Genomic DNA, 14,075 nt, shown 5'->3' on the forward strand with positions numbered 1-14,075 from the left:
CTGCGATGATGCAGGTGACAGCCGCACATGCGCGCCACACGCCGAACCGGGAGATGGCGATGCTGACCCTGTCGACCAGCGACATGCTGTGGTACATCGACCATGCGCTCGACGAGATGGTCGCGATCGTGATCGCTCTGGGCGACGACCTCGCCAACGCGCGCCCCGATCTGCCGGGCGCCAACTCGCCGTACGTCATCCTGACGCACTGCCTCGGTGTCATGGAGTACTGGGGTGGACGGATGATCGCCGGGCGGTCGATCGTCCGCGACCGCGCCGCGGAGTTCGTGGCGACGGGCGCCACGGCGGAGCTGGCACGGCGCGCCGTGGCCGCGCGCGACCAGCTCGAGGCCGACATCGCTGGCATGGATGCGACGGCACCACCGCCGGCGGCTCCGGACCCCGACGATACGGAACTGCCACTCGGCAGGACCCAGGGCGGCGTGCTGCTGCACATCTACGAGGAGCTGTCCCAGCACCTCGGGCACATGGAGATCACGCGCGACATCCTGCGCGCCCGTCTCTCATGACCGTGTGACCACGTTGCCGGGGCAATGCTCGCGCTCACACGACGTGTCAGAGGTAGCAGAGGAAACCATCGACGACAGTCGCGCCGCTCAGTCGCGGCGGCGCAGGGGGTGGTCGATGGGCGTCTCGACGATGACCAGCGGCAGGCCGTCGGGGTCGTGGACGACCGCTTCGACCAGTCCCCAGGGCCTGCGCTCCGGTGGTTCGGCGATCTCGACCCCCCGGCCCGCGAGTTCGTCGCATGCGGACGCCACGTCGGCAACCTGCAGCCACAACCGGACGCCGCCAGGAGCCGGTGGACGCGGGCCGCCCGGGGGCGTCTCCGTCAGCTCCAGGAAGCCACCGCCGAGGAAGTACACGATGCCGCGGTGCGGGGCGCTCCCCCACTCGCGGTAGCGCACCAGCCCGACCTGCTGCTCGTAGAACGCGACCGACGCGTCGAGATCGGACGGTCGCAGCAGCACCCGCGAGGACAACACCTGCATGGCGGTCACGCTACCCCGAGCGCGTCGGTTCGGACACGGGTGACACCAGCAGCGGTGTCGCTGGTGTCCGAACCGTGGCGTCGCAGCGCCGGCGATGTCTGCCGGTACCATGCGTGACGTGGCAGGGACCGCGCAGCAGCTGACGATCGACGGGCACGACGTCCGCGTGACCAGCGCAGACAAGGTCTTCTTCGGCGAGCGCGGTGAGACCAAGCGCGACCTGATCGACCACTACGTCCGGCTGCGCGAGCCCGTGATGCGGGCACTGGGCGGACGTCCCGTCATGCTGCAGCGCTTCCCCGAGGGCGCCGGCGGCCCATCGTTCTTCCAGAAGCGGGTGCCGAAGAACGCGCCGGAGTGGCTGCACACGACGACGGTCACCACCGTCAACGGCACGCCGTCACGAGCGATGGTCGTCGCCGACATCGCCCACCTCGCGTGGGCGATCAACCTGGGGTGTCTGGGGTTCCATCCGTGGCCGTTCCTGGCGGACGATCCCGAGCACACCGACGAGCTGCGCATCGACCTCGATCCGCAACCGGGCACCGGCTTCCCCGAGGCCGTCGCCGCTGCCCACGAGCTGCGCACGTTGTTGGGCGAGGTCGGCCTCACGGGGTGGCCCAAGACGACCGGGCGCCGCGGCCTGCACGTCTACGTCCGGCTCGAGCCGCGCTGGGACTCCTACGAGGTCCGTCACGCCGCCGTGGCGATCGCCCGCGAGCTGGAGCGCCGGCGTCCCGACCTGATCACCGCCGCCTGGTGGAAGGAGGAACGCGGCGAACGGGTGTTCGTGGACTACAACCAGAACGCCCCGCACAAGACGGTCTTCGGCGCCTGGTGCGTGCGCGACCGGGGCGGCGCGCAGGTATCGACGCCGGTGTTCTGGGACGAGCTCGACGACGTCGACCCCGACGAGTTGACGATCGCCAGCCTGCCGGCACGCCTGGCCGACCGTGGCGACCCGTGGGCGGGCATTGGCGACACCGCCCAGTCACTCGACGGCCTGCTGGCGATGCACGAGCGCGACCGCGCCGCCGGCCTGATGGACGCGCCCTGGCCGCCGGTCTACCCCAAGCAGCCCGACGAGCCGCCACGGGTCGCGCCAAGCCGCGCCCGGTCCGACACGACCGCCGGTTGACGACGGTCGACGGCGGCATCGCAGGCGACGCCGACCCACGGCACCGAGGACGTGGAGCACGGACCCCAGGTCGTGTAGCGTCAGCTGACGCAGTCATCGGACGGAGCCCCGCAGTGACCACCGCCACCCCCACGCTGGCCTGGCAGATCGCCCCACGCTCGCGGACGACGACGCTCATCGCCGTCGTCGCGGTCGCGGCGCTGACCGCGTTGGCGGCCCAGATCAGGATCCCGATCCCGGGGTCGCCCGTACCGATCACCGGTCAGACGTTCGCCGTGCTGCTCGGTGGTGCCGCGCTGGGGTGGCGCGCCGGTGCGGCCAGCCAGTTGCTGTACCTCGCACTCGGCGCGGTCGGGCTGCCGGTCTTCACCGAGGCGTCGGGCGGCATCGACGTCCTCTACGGCGCGACCGCCGGCTACCTGGTCGGCTTCGTGTTCGCCGCCGCACTGACCGGATGGCTGGCCGAGCGACGCTGGGAGCGTCGTGTGCTGCCGGCACTGGCCACCTTCGGCGCCGGAAACCTGATCATCTACCTGCTCGGCGTGCCGTGGCTGATGGTCGTCACCGGATGGGGTCTGCAGGAGGCCGTGGTCAATGGCGCGCTGGTGTTCGTCGTCGGTGACCTCATCAAGATCGCGGCCGCGGCGGGACTGACGCCTGCGGCGTGGAAGCTGCTGGGTCGGCGGGACTGACCCGGGGACATCGGGCGTGAGGGGTCACACGTGGTCGAGGGCAGCTGCGACACCGGACCGGCGCCGTTGACCGTGCCTCCCCGGAGGACGCCATGAGCCCTACCGCGTTCCTGCACCCGTTCACGCCACCGACCGCGGACGACTTCATCAACATCGTGCGCGGCGAGGGCGCGCACGTCTTCGACGACGAGGGCAACCGGTACATCGACGCGATGGCCAGCCTGTGGTACTGCAACGTCGGCCACGGGCGCGGCGAGATCGCCGACGCGGTCGCCGAGCAGCTGCGCACGCTGGACGCGTTCCACACGTTCGAACGCTTCACCAACCCGCCGGCCGAGCGGCTCTGCGCGCGCCTGGCAGCGCTGGCACCGATGGACGACCCACGGGTCTTCCTGGTGTGCAGCGGCTCAGAGGCGGTCGACACCGCGCTCAAGTTCGCGCGGCTGAGCCATCGACTGGCGGGCGACGACCAGCGGTCGGTGGTGATCAGCCGCGCGCCGTCGTACCACGGCGTGACCTACGGGGCGGTGACGGCGACCGGGCTGCCGGCGAACCAGGAAGGCTTCGGGCCGCTCCTGCCCGACGTCGTGCACGTCCCCCACGACGACCTGTCAGCCGTCGAGCAGATCGCCGCCGAACGCGGCACCGAGCTGGCCGCGATCATCGCCGAGCCGGTGGTGGGCGCCGGTGGCGTGTACCCACCGGTCGAGGGCTACCTGGACGGGCTCCGCCGCGTGTGCGACGAGACGGGCGCATGGTTGATCCTCGACGAGGTCATCTGCGGGTTCGGTCGACTGGGCACCTGGTGGGGTGCGCAACGCTTCGGCGTGGAGCCCGACCTCGTCACGTTCGCCAAGGGCGTGTCGTCGGGCTACCTGCCGCTGGGCGGCGTGCTCGTCGGGCGCCGGGTGCGCGAGCGCCTCGAGCAGGAGCCGGCGCGCAAGCTCGCCCACGGCCACACCTACAGCGGCCATCCGGCGTGCTGCGTGGCCGCGCTGACCACCTTGGACATCACCGAGCGCGAGGGACTGCTCGAGCGGGCGCCACGCATCGGTGCCCGCCTGTCGGACGGCCTGCGCGATCTGGCCGACCGCGGCGTCGTCGAGGGCGTGCGCGGCGATGGGGCGGTGTGGGCCGTCGCACTGGCCGACGACCTCGACGCGTCTGCCGTCCGCGAGCACGCCATGCGGCTCGGCATGATCCCGCGCCCGATCGGGACGAGCACGATCAGCTTCTGTCCTCCGCTGGTCATCGAGTTCGACGACATCGACCGCTGCGTCGACGTCCTCGAACAGGCGATCACTGCCACGCGGGTGGCGAACGTCTAGGAGGCGGCGCGCCGGGTCCGGACGACCTCGTCGATCACGGGAGGCAGCGGCTCGACCTTGACGTTGAAGGGCGTGAGCTCGTCCCCGCAGTGATCACAGGTGATGACCGCGCGCGTGCTGCGGTCGCACGCGTCGTGGATCAGATCGATGGGCGCGTCGTCCTCGGGTCTCGCCCAGGTGTCACCCCATCGCATCATCGTCAGCAGCACCGGCAGCAGATCACGGCCCTTGGCGGTCAGGCGGTACTCGTACCGGGGCGGATGCTCCTCGTACTGACGCCGGACGAGCACGCCGGCGTCCACGAGACGGGTGAGTCGGGACGCCAGCACGTTGCGCGCGATGCCGAGGTCGCGGGTGAAGTCCTCGAAGCGCCGGACGCCGTAGAACGCGTCGCGCAGCACCAGCAGCGTCCACTTGTCGCCCACCACGTCGAGCGTGCGGGCGACCGAGCACGAGAACTGGGATAGGTCCACTGGACGGGGCATGTGCCCATCCTACCCCACCGCAGGTGCCTAAGTTGCAGAAAACAACGCATATGCGTTGCAAGAAGAAACGCACTTCGGTAGCGTGCGTTGCTAACAGCAACCCTATGCCCCGCGCACACGCCTGGAGCCGCCATGTACCCCACCGACGCCCACCCGGTCGCGATCACGCTGGACGACGTCATGGCCGACCTCGCCGCCGGACGCAGCGCTCCCCTGCGCGCGTCCGACCACGTGCCGTCGCTGCGACCACAGCGCCGACCGACGATCGGCTCCCCGGCGTTCCTCCGGACGCTCGCCGCCGCACATGCGTTCGGGCGCGTCCACCCACGGCTGGCGCACCGGGCGCTGCTGCGACTGTGGTTGACGCCGTGGGTGCATCCGTCGACGCAGCGCCCGCTCAACGGCCTCCCCGCGGGACTGCGCCCGTGGACGACGACCCACGACGGGACGATCCTGCGCGGCTACGAGGGCGGCCACGGGCCGACGGTCGTCCTGCTGCACGGCTGGGCGGGCCGCGCCGCCGACTGGCGCTACCTCGCCGGCGACCTGATCGCGGCCGGCTGGCGCGTCGTCGCTCCGGACCTGCCGGCACACGGCGCCACCGATGGCGCGACGACCGACATCTTCGCGCTCGGGCGCGCCGCCGCGTCCGTGCTGCGAAGGGAGCAGCCGGACGTCGTCGTCACGCACTCGCTCGGCTTCCCGCTGACCCTGCGGGCGTTGGAGGAGGGTGCGCAGGTGCCGGCGACCGTGGTGGCCCTCGCGCCGGGCCGTCGGGCGAGCGACGCTCTGGACGAGTTCGCCAGTCGGGCGCGGCTGGGTGACCGGCTGACCGGCGCACTGCGACGCGCCAACCAGGAGCGCTACGGCGCCGACGTGTTCGAGGTCCTCGACGTGGACCGGGTCGTGCCGCAACTGACCGCGCGGGGCCTGGTGATCCACGACAGCAAGGACGCCGACGTGCCCCTCGAGCACGGTCGCCACATCGCTGCCGACTGGCCCGATGCCGAACTGATCATCACCACCGGCCTCGGCCACCGCCGGATCCTGCGCGACGACCACGTCCGCGGCGTTGTCGTGGCTGCGCTCACCGACGACCTGGCGCGCGCCGTTCAGGCGGGCGCGTCGCGCAACCTGGGTGCGCACCAGCCGCGCACCGATGGCGGCGAGCGCGGCACCGAAGGCGAACGGCACCGCGAACCCCTAGCCCACCAGGAGCCCCGACGCGAGCTGTCCGGAGCGCCACGAGCGTGACCGCGACCAGCGCCACCAGACCCCGCGAAGACGAAACCGGCGCGGGCGAGGTACCGTCCCGTCCGCACTAGCGCCGACCCGGCCCCGAGGAAGGTCCATGAACCAAGACGACGGCGGGCCGCGCACCGAGGCCGCGCGCGACGGTTCCCGTGCCCGCGAGCCCGGCTCCCCGGCAGGTGTCGACCGGTGATCGCCACCGAGATGACGTGTGCCGCCGCGGCATCGACCGTCCACGATCTGCTGGTCGACGTCGACGCATGGTCGGTGTGGTCACCGCACGTCGCGTCCGTCGACGGTCCCACGCGGCGGATCACGTCGGGCTGGCACGGCCGCACGCGGGCGTTCTTCTCACCTGCGGCCACACCGATGACCGTCGACCGGGTCCGCGATGACGGCGGCTACACCTGGCACGCGACCGTCGGACCGTGGCGGCTCGACTACGACAACGCCGTCCGTTCCGATGGCGCCGACGGCAGTGTGCTGCGGTTCACGGCTGACCTGTCGGGGCCCGCCGCCGCACAGCTCGAGCGGATCGTCGCCCCCCTGTCGGCGCTCGGCCAACGTCGGCGCATGGCCCGGCTCGCTCGCCTTGCGGAGCTGATCGAACGCCGGACGCGATGACGCCCCACCGTCCGGCGCAGCTCTACTGCCCCGCGCGTAACCGTCCAGCGGGTTGGGCACCGGCACGACATGCAGCGCACGGGTGTCGACCAGCCCGCCGACCAGCAGCACCACCGGCACCAGCCACGCCTCGGCCGCCACCATGCGCAGCGGACGGCGGACCACGAGGCTGATCAGCGTGGTGGCGATCGCGCCCACCGTGAGCCACGCCAGCGGTGAAGGCGTCCACGGGATGAGGAAGTCGGCACCGGCGACGAGGGCGGTGACCAGCACCCGGAACGGGCTGGCGACATCGAACGCGATCCCGGTCGCGAGCAGTTCCTCGTGCGACGTCGCGCCGACCACGAACGTGAGCCGGTCGTCAAGGGTGGCGAGGGTCGATGGCGCGCGACGGGCACGCGCCGCCCCGCTACAGCAACGAGCGCGACATCCCGCCGTCCACCGCGATCACGGCGCCGGTGATGTAGCACGCATGCTCGCTGACGAGGAACGCGGCGACGGCACCGAGATCGTCGGGGTCGCCCATGGTTCCCAGCGGGATGTCGCCCGTGATCGCCGTAGGTGCGTCCGGGTCGTCGCCGAGCAGCTCCGCAAGGCGGTCCGTCGCGTGGTAACCGGGCGCCAGCACGTTGACGGTGATGCCGGCGTCGCCGAGATCGCTGACCAGCGAGCGTGCGTAGCCGGCAACGCCGGCCCGGGCCGTGTTGGACAACGCCAGCGTGGGGATCGGCTGTTTGACCGAGACCGAGGCGACGTACAGCACGCGTCCCCAGCCGCCCGCCCGCAGGTGGGGCAGCGCGGCCTGCGTGATGGCGATCTGCGACAGCAGGTTGAGCTCAACCGCGTCCCGGTAGGCGGCGAGGTCGAACGCGGTCGCCCGACCGCCGGGCGGACCGCCGGCGTTGGGCACCACGATGTGGAGCGCGCCGAGCTCGTCGGCGGCGCCGTCGATCCATCGCGTGACCGCGGCGGCGTCGCGCACGTCCACGGACGTGGCGGTCACCCGGCCGTCACCGACGGCCTCGAGCTCGGCACGGGCGGCCTCCAGCCGGTCGCGGTCGCGCGCCCCGATCGCGACGTCGGCCCCCTCGGCCGCCAGCGACCGTGCGATCGCCAGGCCCAGTCCGCTGCTCGCGCCCGCGATCGCCGCCACTCGTCCGCGCAGTCCCAGATCCATGCCCCACTCCCGTGTCGACGTTGACCATCCTCATCCGGGCCGTACGGGCGCCGGACGATGGCAGCGTACGCTGGGTGTCATGGCCAACGACGGGGGCGGGACCGACGTGCGACACACGCGGATCACGGTCGGCGACCTGACCTTCGACGCGCTGGTCGCCGGCCCCGACAACGGTGAGCCGGTCGTGCTGCTCCATGGCTTCCCGCAGACGGCGCACGCGTGGAGCGGTCAGCTCACGGCGCTCGCCGGCGCGGGCCACCGTGCCGTGGCGTTCGACCAACGTGGCTACTCGCCGGGGGCGCGTCCGTCCGACGACGCCGCGTACCGGGTGGGCGCGTTGGCCGATGACGTGCTCGGCGTCGCCGACGCCCTCGGACCGGGCCCGTTCCACGTGGTCGGCCACGACTGGGGCGGGTTCATCGCCTGGTGGCTGGGGGCGCGCCACCCCGACCGCCTGCGGTCGGTCGTCGCGGTCTCGACACCGCACCCGAAGGCGTTCGGACGGGCACTGCGCGGGCGCGGGCAACGGTTGCGGTCGTTCTACTTCCCGCTGCTGCGCTCACGCAGAGCGACCCGGGTGCTGACCGCCCGCGGCGCACTGGGCCTGCGCGCGTTGTTCGCGTTGAGCGGGCTGCCGTCACGGCTCGCACAGCCGTACGTGGACCGCGCGCGCTCCGATCCCGGCATGGTCGACGCCGCGCTGGCGTGGTACCGCGCCAACACCGGTGGTGATCTGGCGCATCTGGCGGGCACGGGCACTGTCACGGTGCCGACCCTGTACCTGTGGAGCACACGCGACACGGCGCTGGGGCCGGAGGCCGCGCGCCTGACCGGCCGTTACGTGACCGGCCCGTACCGCTTCGAGGCGCTGCGGGGCATCAGCCACTGGATTCCCGAGACGGCGACGGACGCCCTCAACCGCCTGCTGCTGGAGCACCTCGATGATGTGTCCAGCTGACGCTGACGCGTCGCCGCGCCGCGCGGCGACCGCGGACGCCCCGGAACCCGTACCCGCTCCTCCAGGATCCGCACCGACGGTGAGCACATGAGACTTCGTGAGACGATCGACTACGAGGCTCCGCCACACGCGGTCCTTGCGATGCTGACCGACCGCTCGTTCCGCACGATGGTGTGCGAGCGGACCCACGCCCTGGACCACGCGGTGACGATCGACGTTGCCGGTCGCGTCACCACGGTCAGTGTCTGGCGGAGCATGCCTGCGGACGTCCCCGGCTTCTTCAGGCGCCTGGTCGGCGACCGTCTGGAGATCCAGCAGATCGAGCGTTGGGACGGTCCGGTGCGTGCCGATCTGGCCGTGCGCATCGTCGGTAAGCCGGCGTCGCTGGATGGGTACGTCGCGCTGGAGCAGACGACGGCGGGCACGCGTCAGATCGTCGACGGCCGGGTCAACGTCAGTGTGCCATTCATCGGCGGTGACATCGCCAAGGAGATCGCCCGGGCGATCCGCGCGGCGCTCGCGGTCGAGGCCGAGACCGGCCGGGAGTACCTGCGCGCCCGGTAGGTTCCCGCGCCCGCGACAGCGGTCGCGGCCGCGTCGTCGCGCCACCGCTACGTCGTGGCGTTCGCGCGCCCACGGCTCCGTGCGGTAGCGTCGCGGGCCGACAGCAAGTTGGCCGGTCACACGGGGTGCCCGGCCACTGTGGTATCGAAAGGGACGCTCATGCGCACACGGGTCGTGACGGTGGCGATGCTCGCCCTGATGCTTGTCGGTGGCCTGGCACCGGCAGCGTCGGCGGTGCCGGATTCCGCCGGGAAGGCCGGCGGGTCGGAGTGCTGGGGCATCGTCTCGGCGCAGGCGGCGAAGGAGGGCGGGCTGGGCACCCACTCGTCGGAGCAGGAGGAGCCCCGCAGCGGCCTGGGCAACCTGTCGCGCGAACTGGGCTTTGACAGCCTCGGCTCGTTCGGCTCGTTCCTCGCGACCGTTGACGGGATCGACTCGACGGAGTGCAGCCAGCCCGACGCATGATCGCAGCCGACGACGGCCCCGGCCCGGCCGGGGCCGTCGTTGCGTCCGGGGCCGGCGACGGCATACGCGCGGCTACGCTGAGGCGGACCGGGCCGGCCGACGAGGGGTCCATGCGCAGTGACGTCAGGTACGCGGACAGCGACGGCACGCGGATCGCCTACCAGATCGTCGGCGACGGCACGCGCGACCTCGTGTTGGTCCACGGGTGGGTGACGCACCTCGAACTGCTGTGGGAGTATCCACCGGCGGCCCACGCCGTGGAGCGGCTGGCCTCGTTCGCGCGGGTCATCCACTTCGACAAGCGCGGCACCGGGCTGTCGGATCCGGTGCCGATCGACCACCTGCCAACGCTGGAGCAGCGCATGGACGACGTCCGCGCGGTCATGGACGCCGTCGGGTCGCAGCACGCGACGCTGCTGGGCCACAGCGAGGGCGGGCCGATGTGCGCGCTGTTCGCGGCGACGTTTCCCGAACGCACGGATCAGCTCATCATCTACGGCAGCTACGCGGCGCGGATCCCCGACGATGACGACTACCCGTGGGCGCCCACACCGGAGGTGCGCGAGCGCTACTACGAGACCTTGCGGCGGGAGTGGGGCGGTCCGGTCGACATCGACATGCTGGCGCCCAGCCGCGCCCACGACACACGGCTGCGCGCGTGGTGGGCGCGGTACCTGCGGTCGGCCGCGAGCCCGTCCGCCGTCGTGGCGCTGACGCGGATGAACACCCAGGCGGACATCCGCTCGATCCTGCCTACGATCTCCGTGCCAACCCTGATCCTCCACCGCAAGGGCGATCTGGACGTCGACATCGGCGGCGCCCGGTACCTGGCCTCGCACATTCCGGGCGCTCACCTGGTGGAGCTGCCCGGCGACGACCACCTGATCTGGTCCGATCCCGATCAGATCCTCGATCCGGTCGAGGAGTTCGTCACGGGCGCGATCGCCTCACCGCCGGTCGACCGCGTGCTCACGACGGTGCTGTTCACCGACATCGTCGGCTCGACCGGACATGCCACCGCACTTGGCGACGCCCGGTGGCGCCAGCTGCTCGACCACCACGACACGCTGGTACGCCGGCTGGTCGCGCGTCACCGCGGACGCGAGATGTCGACGGCAGGTGACAGCTTCATGGTGACGTTCGACGGCCCGGCGCGGGCGATCCTGTGCGCGCTGGAGATCGCCGGCGCCGTGTCGGAGCTGGGACTGGAGGTCCGCTGCGGTGTGCACACCGGCGAGGTGACGCTGCGCGGTGACGGCATCGGCGGCGTCGCCGTCCACACCGCCTCACGGATCATGCACGCCGCGGCACCGGGCGAGGTGCTCGCAAGCCGCACCGTCCGCGACCTGGTCGCCGGATCCGGGCTGTCGTTCGCCGACCGCGGAACCCACCGGTTCAAGGGCCTGAAGGAACCGATTGCGCTTGCGGCCGCATCCGCGGAGTGAGGCCGTGCGCACGCCCCTGTCGCTGCGCGCGACACTGTGCCCATGCCGCATCTGCTGCTGATCGCTCCGGCCGGCTCATACCGGGTCGGCGATCACATGGCGGCGGCGCGGGACGTCGGCTGCGACGTGACGGTGGTGACCGACGCCGCCATCGCCATGCCGGGTTCGGCGATCGTGGTCAGCCTGTGTGACCCCGGGCGCGCCGCCGCGACGGTGCTCGCCCGCCTCGATCGGCCCATCGACGGCGTGGTCGGCACCGACGGGCCGGCCGTGGCGGTGGCCGGCGCGGTCGCGCGACGCTGCGGACTTGTGACGAGCACGGCCGGGTCGCTGGCGGCAGCGGCGGACAAGCTCGCGCAACGCCGTGCGTGCGCGGGGGCCGGCGTGCCACAGCCGGACTTCGCCGTGGTCGCACCCGGCGTGCCACAGCCGGACTTCGCCGTGGTCGCACCCGGCGCCGCTGAGTCGGCCCGGCCGGAGGCACTGCTCCCCGCCGTCGTGAAGCCGGTCGACCGGACGGCGAGCCAGGGCGTGGTCCGCGCCGACACCCCGGCGCAGCTGCGGGGGGCCGTCGCACGCGTCCGGCGCATCTGCGGTCGGGATGCGACGGTGCTGGTCGAGCAGTTCGTGGCCGGCGCCGAGGTCGCCGTCGACGGGCTGCTCGTCGACGGCGCGCTGCACGTGCTGGCGATGTTCGACAAGCCGGACGCGCCGTCGGGTCCGCTGTTCCCCGAGACGCTGCTGATCTCACCGGCCCGCCTGCCGACGGATGTGCGGGAACGGGTCGTGGCGGTCGTCGAGCGCGCCGCGGCCGCTATCGGCCTCACCGAGGGGCCGATCCACGCCGAGTGCCGGATCGACGGTGACCGCGTCGGGTTCCTCGAACTCGCTGCGCGCAGCATCGGCGGGTTGTGCAGCCGGTCGGTGCGGGTCGCCGGAATGCGGTTGGAGGAGCTCGTGCTGCGGCACGCGTTGCGCCTGCCTCTGCCTGCTCCGACCGCACGAGCCGCTGCCGCGACAGGTGTGCTGATGCTGCCCGTGCCGCGCGCGGGGCGGCTCGTGTCGGTCCACGGGGTCGAGCATGCGCGGAAGGTGACGGCCGTCACCGGCGTCGTCATCGCGATCGGTCGGGGCGAGCAGGTCGTGCCGCTGCCGGACGGCGACCGCTACCTCGGCTTCGTGTTCGCACGCGCCAACGACCCGGACGCGTGCGAGCAGGCGTTGCGCGACGCGTGGGACGCGCTGGACGTCGAGATCGCCGACGGCGGGCCGGCACGGGAGCCGGCCGGCGAACCTCAGCGCTTGGTGGGCGGGTAGTACGGGTCCGAGCCTGCGGTGTGGTCGGTCGCGTCGACCACGCCGCGCACGCCGGGGACGTGGCGGCGCAGCAACGGCTCGATCCCCTGGCGGACCGTCACCTCGGCCATGGCGCATCCCTGGCACCGGCCGTCGAGGCGCACCGTCACGACGCCGTCGGTCTCGTCGACCAGGACCACCCGGCCGTCGTGGGCCGCCACCGACGGGTTGACGATCCCGTCCAGCACGCCGGCCACCGTCGAGACGTCGGGTTCGGGCAGCCCGAGCTGGTCGCGCAGTGGCTCGACCGCGCCCGGCGAGCCCTCGGCGATCACGTCGCCGCCGGCCCGCCGCACGTCGCCACCGCGGGCGACGACGGTCCGGCGCAGCGCGGCGAACGCGGCATCGCCCTCGGACAGCCGGGCGCCTGCGTCGGTCCGCGCAGCGTCGGGGGTCGTCGCTGGTGTGTGCGCGGCGGAGGCGCGGCCGGTCACGCCGTGGTCGAGTGCCTGATCGAGATCCGCGATCAGATCGTCGGGGTGTTCCAGACCGATCGACAGCCGCAGCAGGTCGTCGGGCACCGGCGTCGACGGGCCCTCCGCGGGCGCGCGGTGCTCGGCCAGGCTCTCGGTCCCCCCCAGCGACGTCGCGCGGGCGAACACCTGCAGCCGGGCCAGCGTCGCCGCCGCCGCGGCCGCTCCCCCGCGGACGCGCACCGACAGCATCCCGCCGAACCCGTCCGTCATCTGTCGTGCGGCCACCGGGTGGCCGGGGTGGGAGGCCAGACCGGGATAGAGCACCGACGACAGCCGGGGATCGTCGGCGAAGTGCTCCGCGATCGCGCGCGCGTTCTCGGAACTGCGCAGCACGCGCGGGAACAGCGTGCGCATGCCGCGCAGCAGCAGCCACGCAGACATGCTGCCCGGCACGGCACCCGCGCCGCGGCGCCACGCGCGGATCCGTTGGACGAACGGGTCGTCGACCGCCGTCACGAGGGCGCCGGCCAGCACATCGCCGTGCCCGTTGAGGAACTTCGTCGCAGAGTGGACGACGAGGTCGGCGCCGAACGCGAGTGGGCGGGTGTGGACCGGTGTGGCGACGGTGCTGTCGACGGCGAGCCGCGCGTGGGCGTCGTGGGCGATCTCGGCAACCGCGGCGATGTCGGTGACGTCCCACGTCGGGTTGGCGGGCGTCTCGATCCACACCAGTCGCGTGCGCCCCGGGCGCATCGCCGCACGGAGCGCGTCGAGGTCGGTCGTGTCGACGTGGGTGACCGTGACGCCCCAGGAGAGGGCGAACTCGCTGAGCCACTTGCGCAGGCCCCAGTACATGATCATCGGCGCCACGACGTGGTCGCCGGGCACCAGCGCGCAGAACGGCGCGGACACCGCCGCCATGCCGGACGAGAACAGCAGCGCGATGTCGCACCCCTCGAGCGCGGCCAGGAGTCGCTCGGGCTGCTCGTAGGTGGGATTGTCCGCGCGCGTGTACTCGTGACCGCCGACAAGCGACCCGTCGGCACCGCGCGCGAACGTCGTCGACATGTGGATCGGCGGGGTCAGCGCGCCGGTCACCGGGTCGATGTGGCCCCCGCCGTGCGCCGCGGTCGTGTCAGGTCGCATACCGCAACGCTACCGAT

General features: G+C 72.5%; 15 protein-coding genes. 10 read left to right on the forward strand and 5 right to left on the reverse strand.

What is annotated here, in order from left to right:
- The first annotated feature begins 14 nt into the window (after nt 1–14).
- Entirely contained in the window at nt 15–530 is a 516-nt protein-coding gene (locus VFZ70_07355; GenBank protein HEX6255616.1) for a DUF664 domain-containing protein, read from the forward strand.
- 87 nt (nt 531–617) lie between these two features.
- On the opposite strand, the gene VFZ70_07360 is transcribed toward VFZ70_07355, so the two are convergent.
- The gene (locus VFZ70_07360; GenBank protein HEX6255617.1) at nt 618–1,013 is read right to left on the reverse strand and encodes a VOC family protein; all 396 of its coding nucleotides are present in this window, start codon (nt 1,011–1,013) and stop codon (nt 618–620) included.
- Between the two features lie 109 nt (nt 1,014–1,122).
- Between VFZ70_07360 and ligD the strand changes: the two genes are divergently transcribed.
- The 3 genes from ligD (at nt 1,123) to VFZ70_07375 (ending at nt 4,171) form a co-directional block, all read left to right on the forward strand.
- Nucleotides 1,123–2,151, forward strand: coding sequence for a non-homologous end-joining DNA ligase (ligD, locus tag VFZ70_07365; protein ID HEX6255618.1), 1,029 nt, complete (start codon nt 1,123–1,125; stop codon nt 2,149–2,151).
- Nucleotides 2,152–2,264: 113 nt separating this feature from the next.
- Nucleotides 2,265–2,843 carry a biotin transporter BioY gene (locus VFZ70_07370; GenBank protein ID HEX6255619.1) on the forward strand — a complete coding sequence of 193 codons (579 nt, stop codon included), beginning with the start codon at nt 2,265–2,267 and terminating at the stop codon, nt 2,841–2,843.
- 92 nt (nt 2,844–2,935) lie between these two features.
- Nucleotides 2,936–4,171: an aspartate aminotransferase family protein gene (locus tag VFZ70_07375; GenBank protein HEX6255620.1), complete on the forward strand. Its 1,236-nt coding sequence runs from the start codon at nt 2,936–2,938 to the stop codon at nt 4,169–4,171.
- Here the strand turns inward: VFZ70_07375 and VFZ70_07380 are convergent.
- Complete coding sequence (locus VFZ70_07380; protein ID HEX6255621.1) at nt 4,168–4,656, reverse strand: helix-turn-helix domain-containing protein; 489 nt, start codon at nt 4,654–4,656, stop codon at nt 4,168–4,170. The genes VFZ70_07375 and VFZ70_07380 overlap by 4 nt on opposite strands.
- Nucleotides 4,657–4,788: 132 nt before the next feature.
- Between VFZ70_07380 and VFZ70_07385 the strand changes: the two genes are divergently transcribed.
- A complete protein-coding gene (locus VFZ70_07385) occupies nt 4,789–5,910 on the forward strand; it encodes an alpha/beta fold hydrolase (protein HEX6255622.1) in 1,122 nt (373 codons plus the stop codon).
- A gap of 348 nt (nt 5,911–6,258) precedes the next feature.
- Here the strand turns inward: VFZ70_07385 and VFZ70_07390 are convergent, their stop codons facing one another.
- Both VFZ70_07390 and VFZ70_07395 read right to left on the reverse strand, forming a co-directional pair.
- Nucleotides 6,259–6,876, reverse strand: a complete 618-nt coding sequence (locus tag VFZ70_07390) for a hypothetical protein (GenBank protein HEX6255623.1) — start codon at nt 6,874–6,876, stop codon at nt 6,259–6,261.
- Nucleotides 6,877–6,940: 64 nt separating this feature from the next.
- Nucleotides 6,941–7,708 (reverse strand): SDR family oxidoreductase, encoded by a 768-nt coding sequence (locus VFZ70_07395; protein HEX6255624.1) that lies wholly within the window; start codon nt 7,706–7,708, stop codon nt 6,941–6,943.
- A 79-nt stretch (nt 7,709–7,787) separates the two neighbouring features.
- On the opposite strand from VFZ70_07395, the gene VFZ70_07400 reads away from it, so the two are divergent.
- The 5 genes from VFZ70_07400 (at nt 7,788) to VFZ70_07420 (ending at nt 12,457) form a co-directional block, all read left to right on the forward strand.
- Nucleotides 7,788–8,666: an alpha/beta hydrolase gene (locus VFZ70_07400; protein HEX6255625.1), complete on the forward strand. Its 879-nt coding sequence runs from the start codon at nt 7,788–7,790 to the stop codon at nt 8,664–8,666.
- An 87-nt stretch (nt 8,667–8,753) separates the two neighbouring features.
- Nucleotides 8,754–9,230, forward strand: a complete 477-nt coding sequence (locus tag VFZ70_07405; protein ID HEX6255626.1) for a DUF2505 domain-containing protein — start codon at nt 8,754–8,756, stop codon at nt 9,228–9,230.
- 159 nt (nt 9,231–9,389) lie between these two features.
- Nucleotides 9,390–9,695: a hypothetical protein gene (locus tag VFZ70_07410; GenBank protein ID HEX6255627.1), complete on the forward strand. Its 306-nt coding sequence runs from the start codon at nt 9,390–9,392 to the stop codon at nt 9,693–9,695.
- Between the two features lie 110 nt (nt 9,696–9,805).
- Nucleotides 9,806–11,140, forward strand: coding sequence for an adenylate/guanylate cyclase domain-containing protein (locus VFZ70_07415; protein HEX6255628.1), 1,335 nt, complete (start codon nt 9,806–9,808; stop codon nt 11,138–11,140).
- A 42-nt stretch (nt 11,141–11,182) separates the two neighbouring features.
- Nucleotides 11,183–12,457: an ATP-grasp domain-containing protein gene (locus tag VFZ70_07420; GenBank protein ID HEX6255629.1), complete on the forward strand. Its 1,275-nt coding sequence runs from the start codon at nt 11,183–11,185 to the stop codon at nt 12,455–12,457.
- Here VFZ70_07420 and VFZ70_07425 read toward each other — a convergent pair.
- Nucleotides 12,436–14,058 (reverse strand): aminotransferase class I/II-fold pyridoxal phosphate-dependent enzyme, encoded by a 1,623-nt coding sequence (locus tag VFZ70_07425; protein ID HEX6255630.1) that lies wholly within the window; start codon nt 14,056–14,058, stop codon nt 12,436–12,438. The genes VFZ70_07420 and VFZ70_07425 overlap by 22 nt on opposite strands.
- Between the last annotated feature and the right edge of the window lie 17 nt (nt 14,059–14,075).

This window comes from Euzebyales bacterium (genome assembly GCA_036374135.1).
Classification (GTDB): domain Bacteria; phylum Actinomycetota; class Nitriliruptoria; order Euzebyales; family JAHELV01; genus JAHELV01.

Bases quoted from the DNA above. Each gene is read 5' to 3' on its own strand.
- VFZ70_07360 (HEX6255617.1), bottom strand. From the start codon at position 1,013: ATGCAGGTGTTGTCCTCGCGGGTGCTGCTGCGACCGTCCGATCTCGAC.
- ligD (HEX6255618.1), top strand. From the start codon at position 1,123: ATGCGTGACGTGGCAGGGACCGCGCAGCAGCTGACGATCGACGGGCAC.
- VFZ70_07375 (HEX6255620.1), top strand. From the start codon at position 2,936: ATGAGCCCTACCGCGTTCCTGCACCCGTTCACGCCACCGACCGCGGAC.
- VFZ70_07380 (HEX6255621.1), bottom strand. From the start codon at position 4,656: ATGCCCCGTCCAGTGGACCTATCCCAGTTCTCGTGCTCGGTCGCCCGC.
- VFZ70_07385 (HEX6255622.1), top strand. From the start codon at position 4,789: ATGTACCCCACCGACGCCCACCCGGTCGCGATCACGCTGGACGACGTC.
- VFZ70_07395 (HEX6255624.1), bottom strand. From the start codon at position 7,708: ATGGATCTGGGACTGCGCGGACGAGTGGCGGCGATCGCGGGCGCGAGC.
- VFZ70_07400 (HEX6255625.1), top strand. From the start codon at position 7,788: ATGGCCAACGACGGGGGCGGGACCGACGTGCGACACACGCGGATCACG.
- VFZ70_07405 (HEX6255626.1), top strand. From the start codon at position 8,754: ATGAGACTTCGTGAGACGATCGACTACGAGGCTCCGCCACACGCGGTC.
- VFZ70_07410 (HEX6255627.1), top strand. From the start codon at position 9,390: ATGCGCACACGGGTCGTGACGGTGGCGATGCTCGCCCTGATGCTTGTC.
- VFZ70_07415 (HEX6255628.1), top strand. From the start codon at position 9,806: ATGCGCAGTGACGTCAGGTACGCGGACAGCGACGGCACGCGGATCGCC.
- VFZ70_07420 (HEX6255629.1), top strand. From the start codon at position 11,183: ATGCCGCATCTGCTGCTGATCGCTCCGGCCGGCTCATACCGGGTCGGC.
- VFZ70_07425 (HEX6255630.1), bottom strand. From the start codon at position 14,058: ATGCGACCTGACACGACCGCGGCGCACGGCGGGGGCCACATCGACCCG.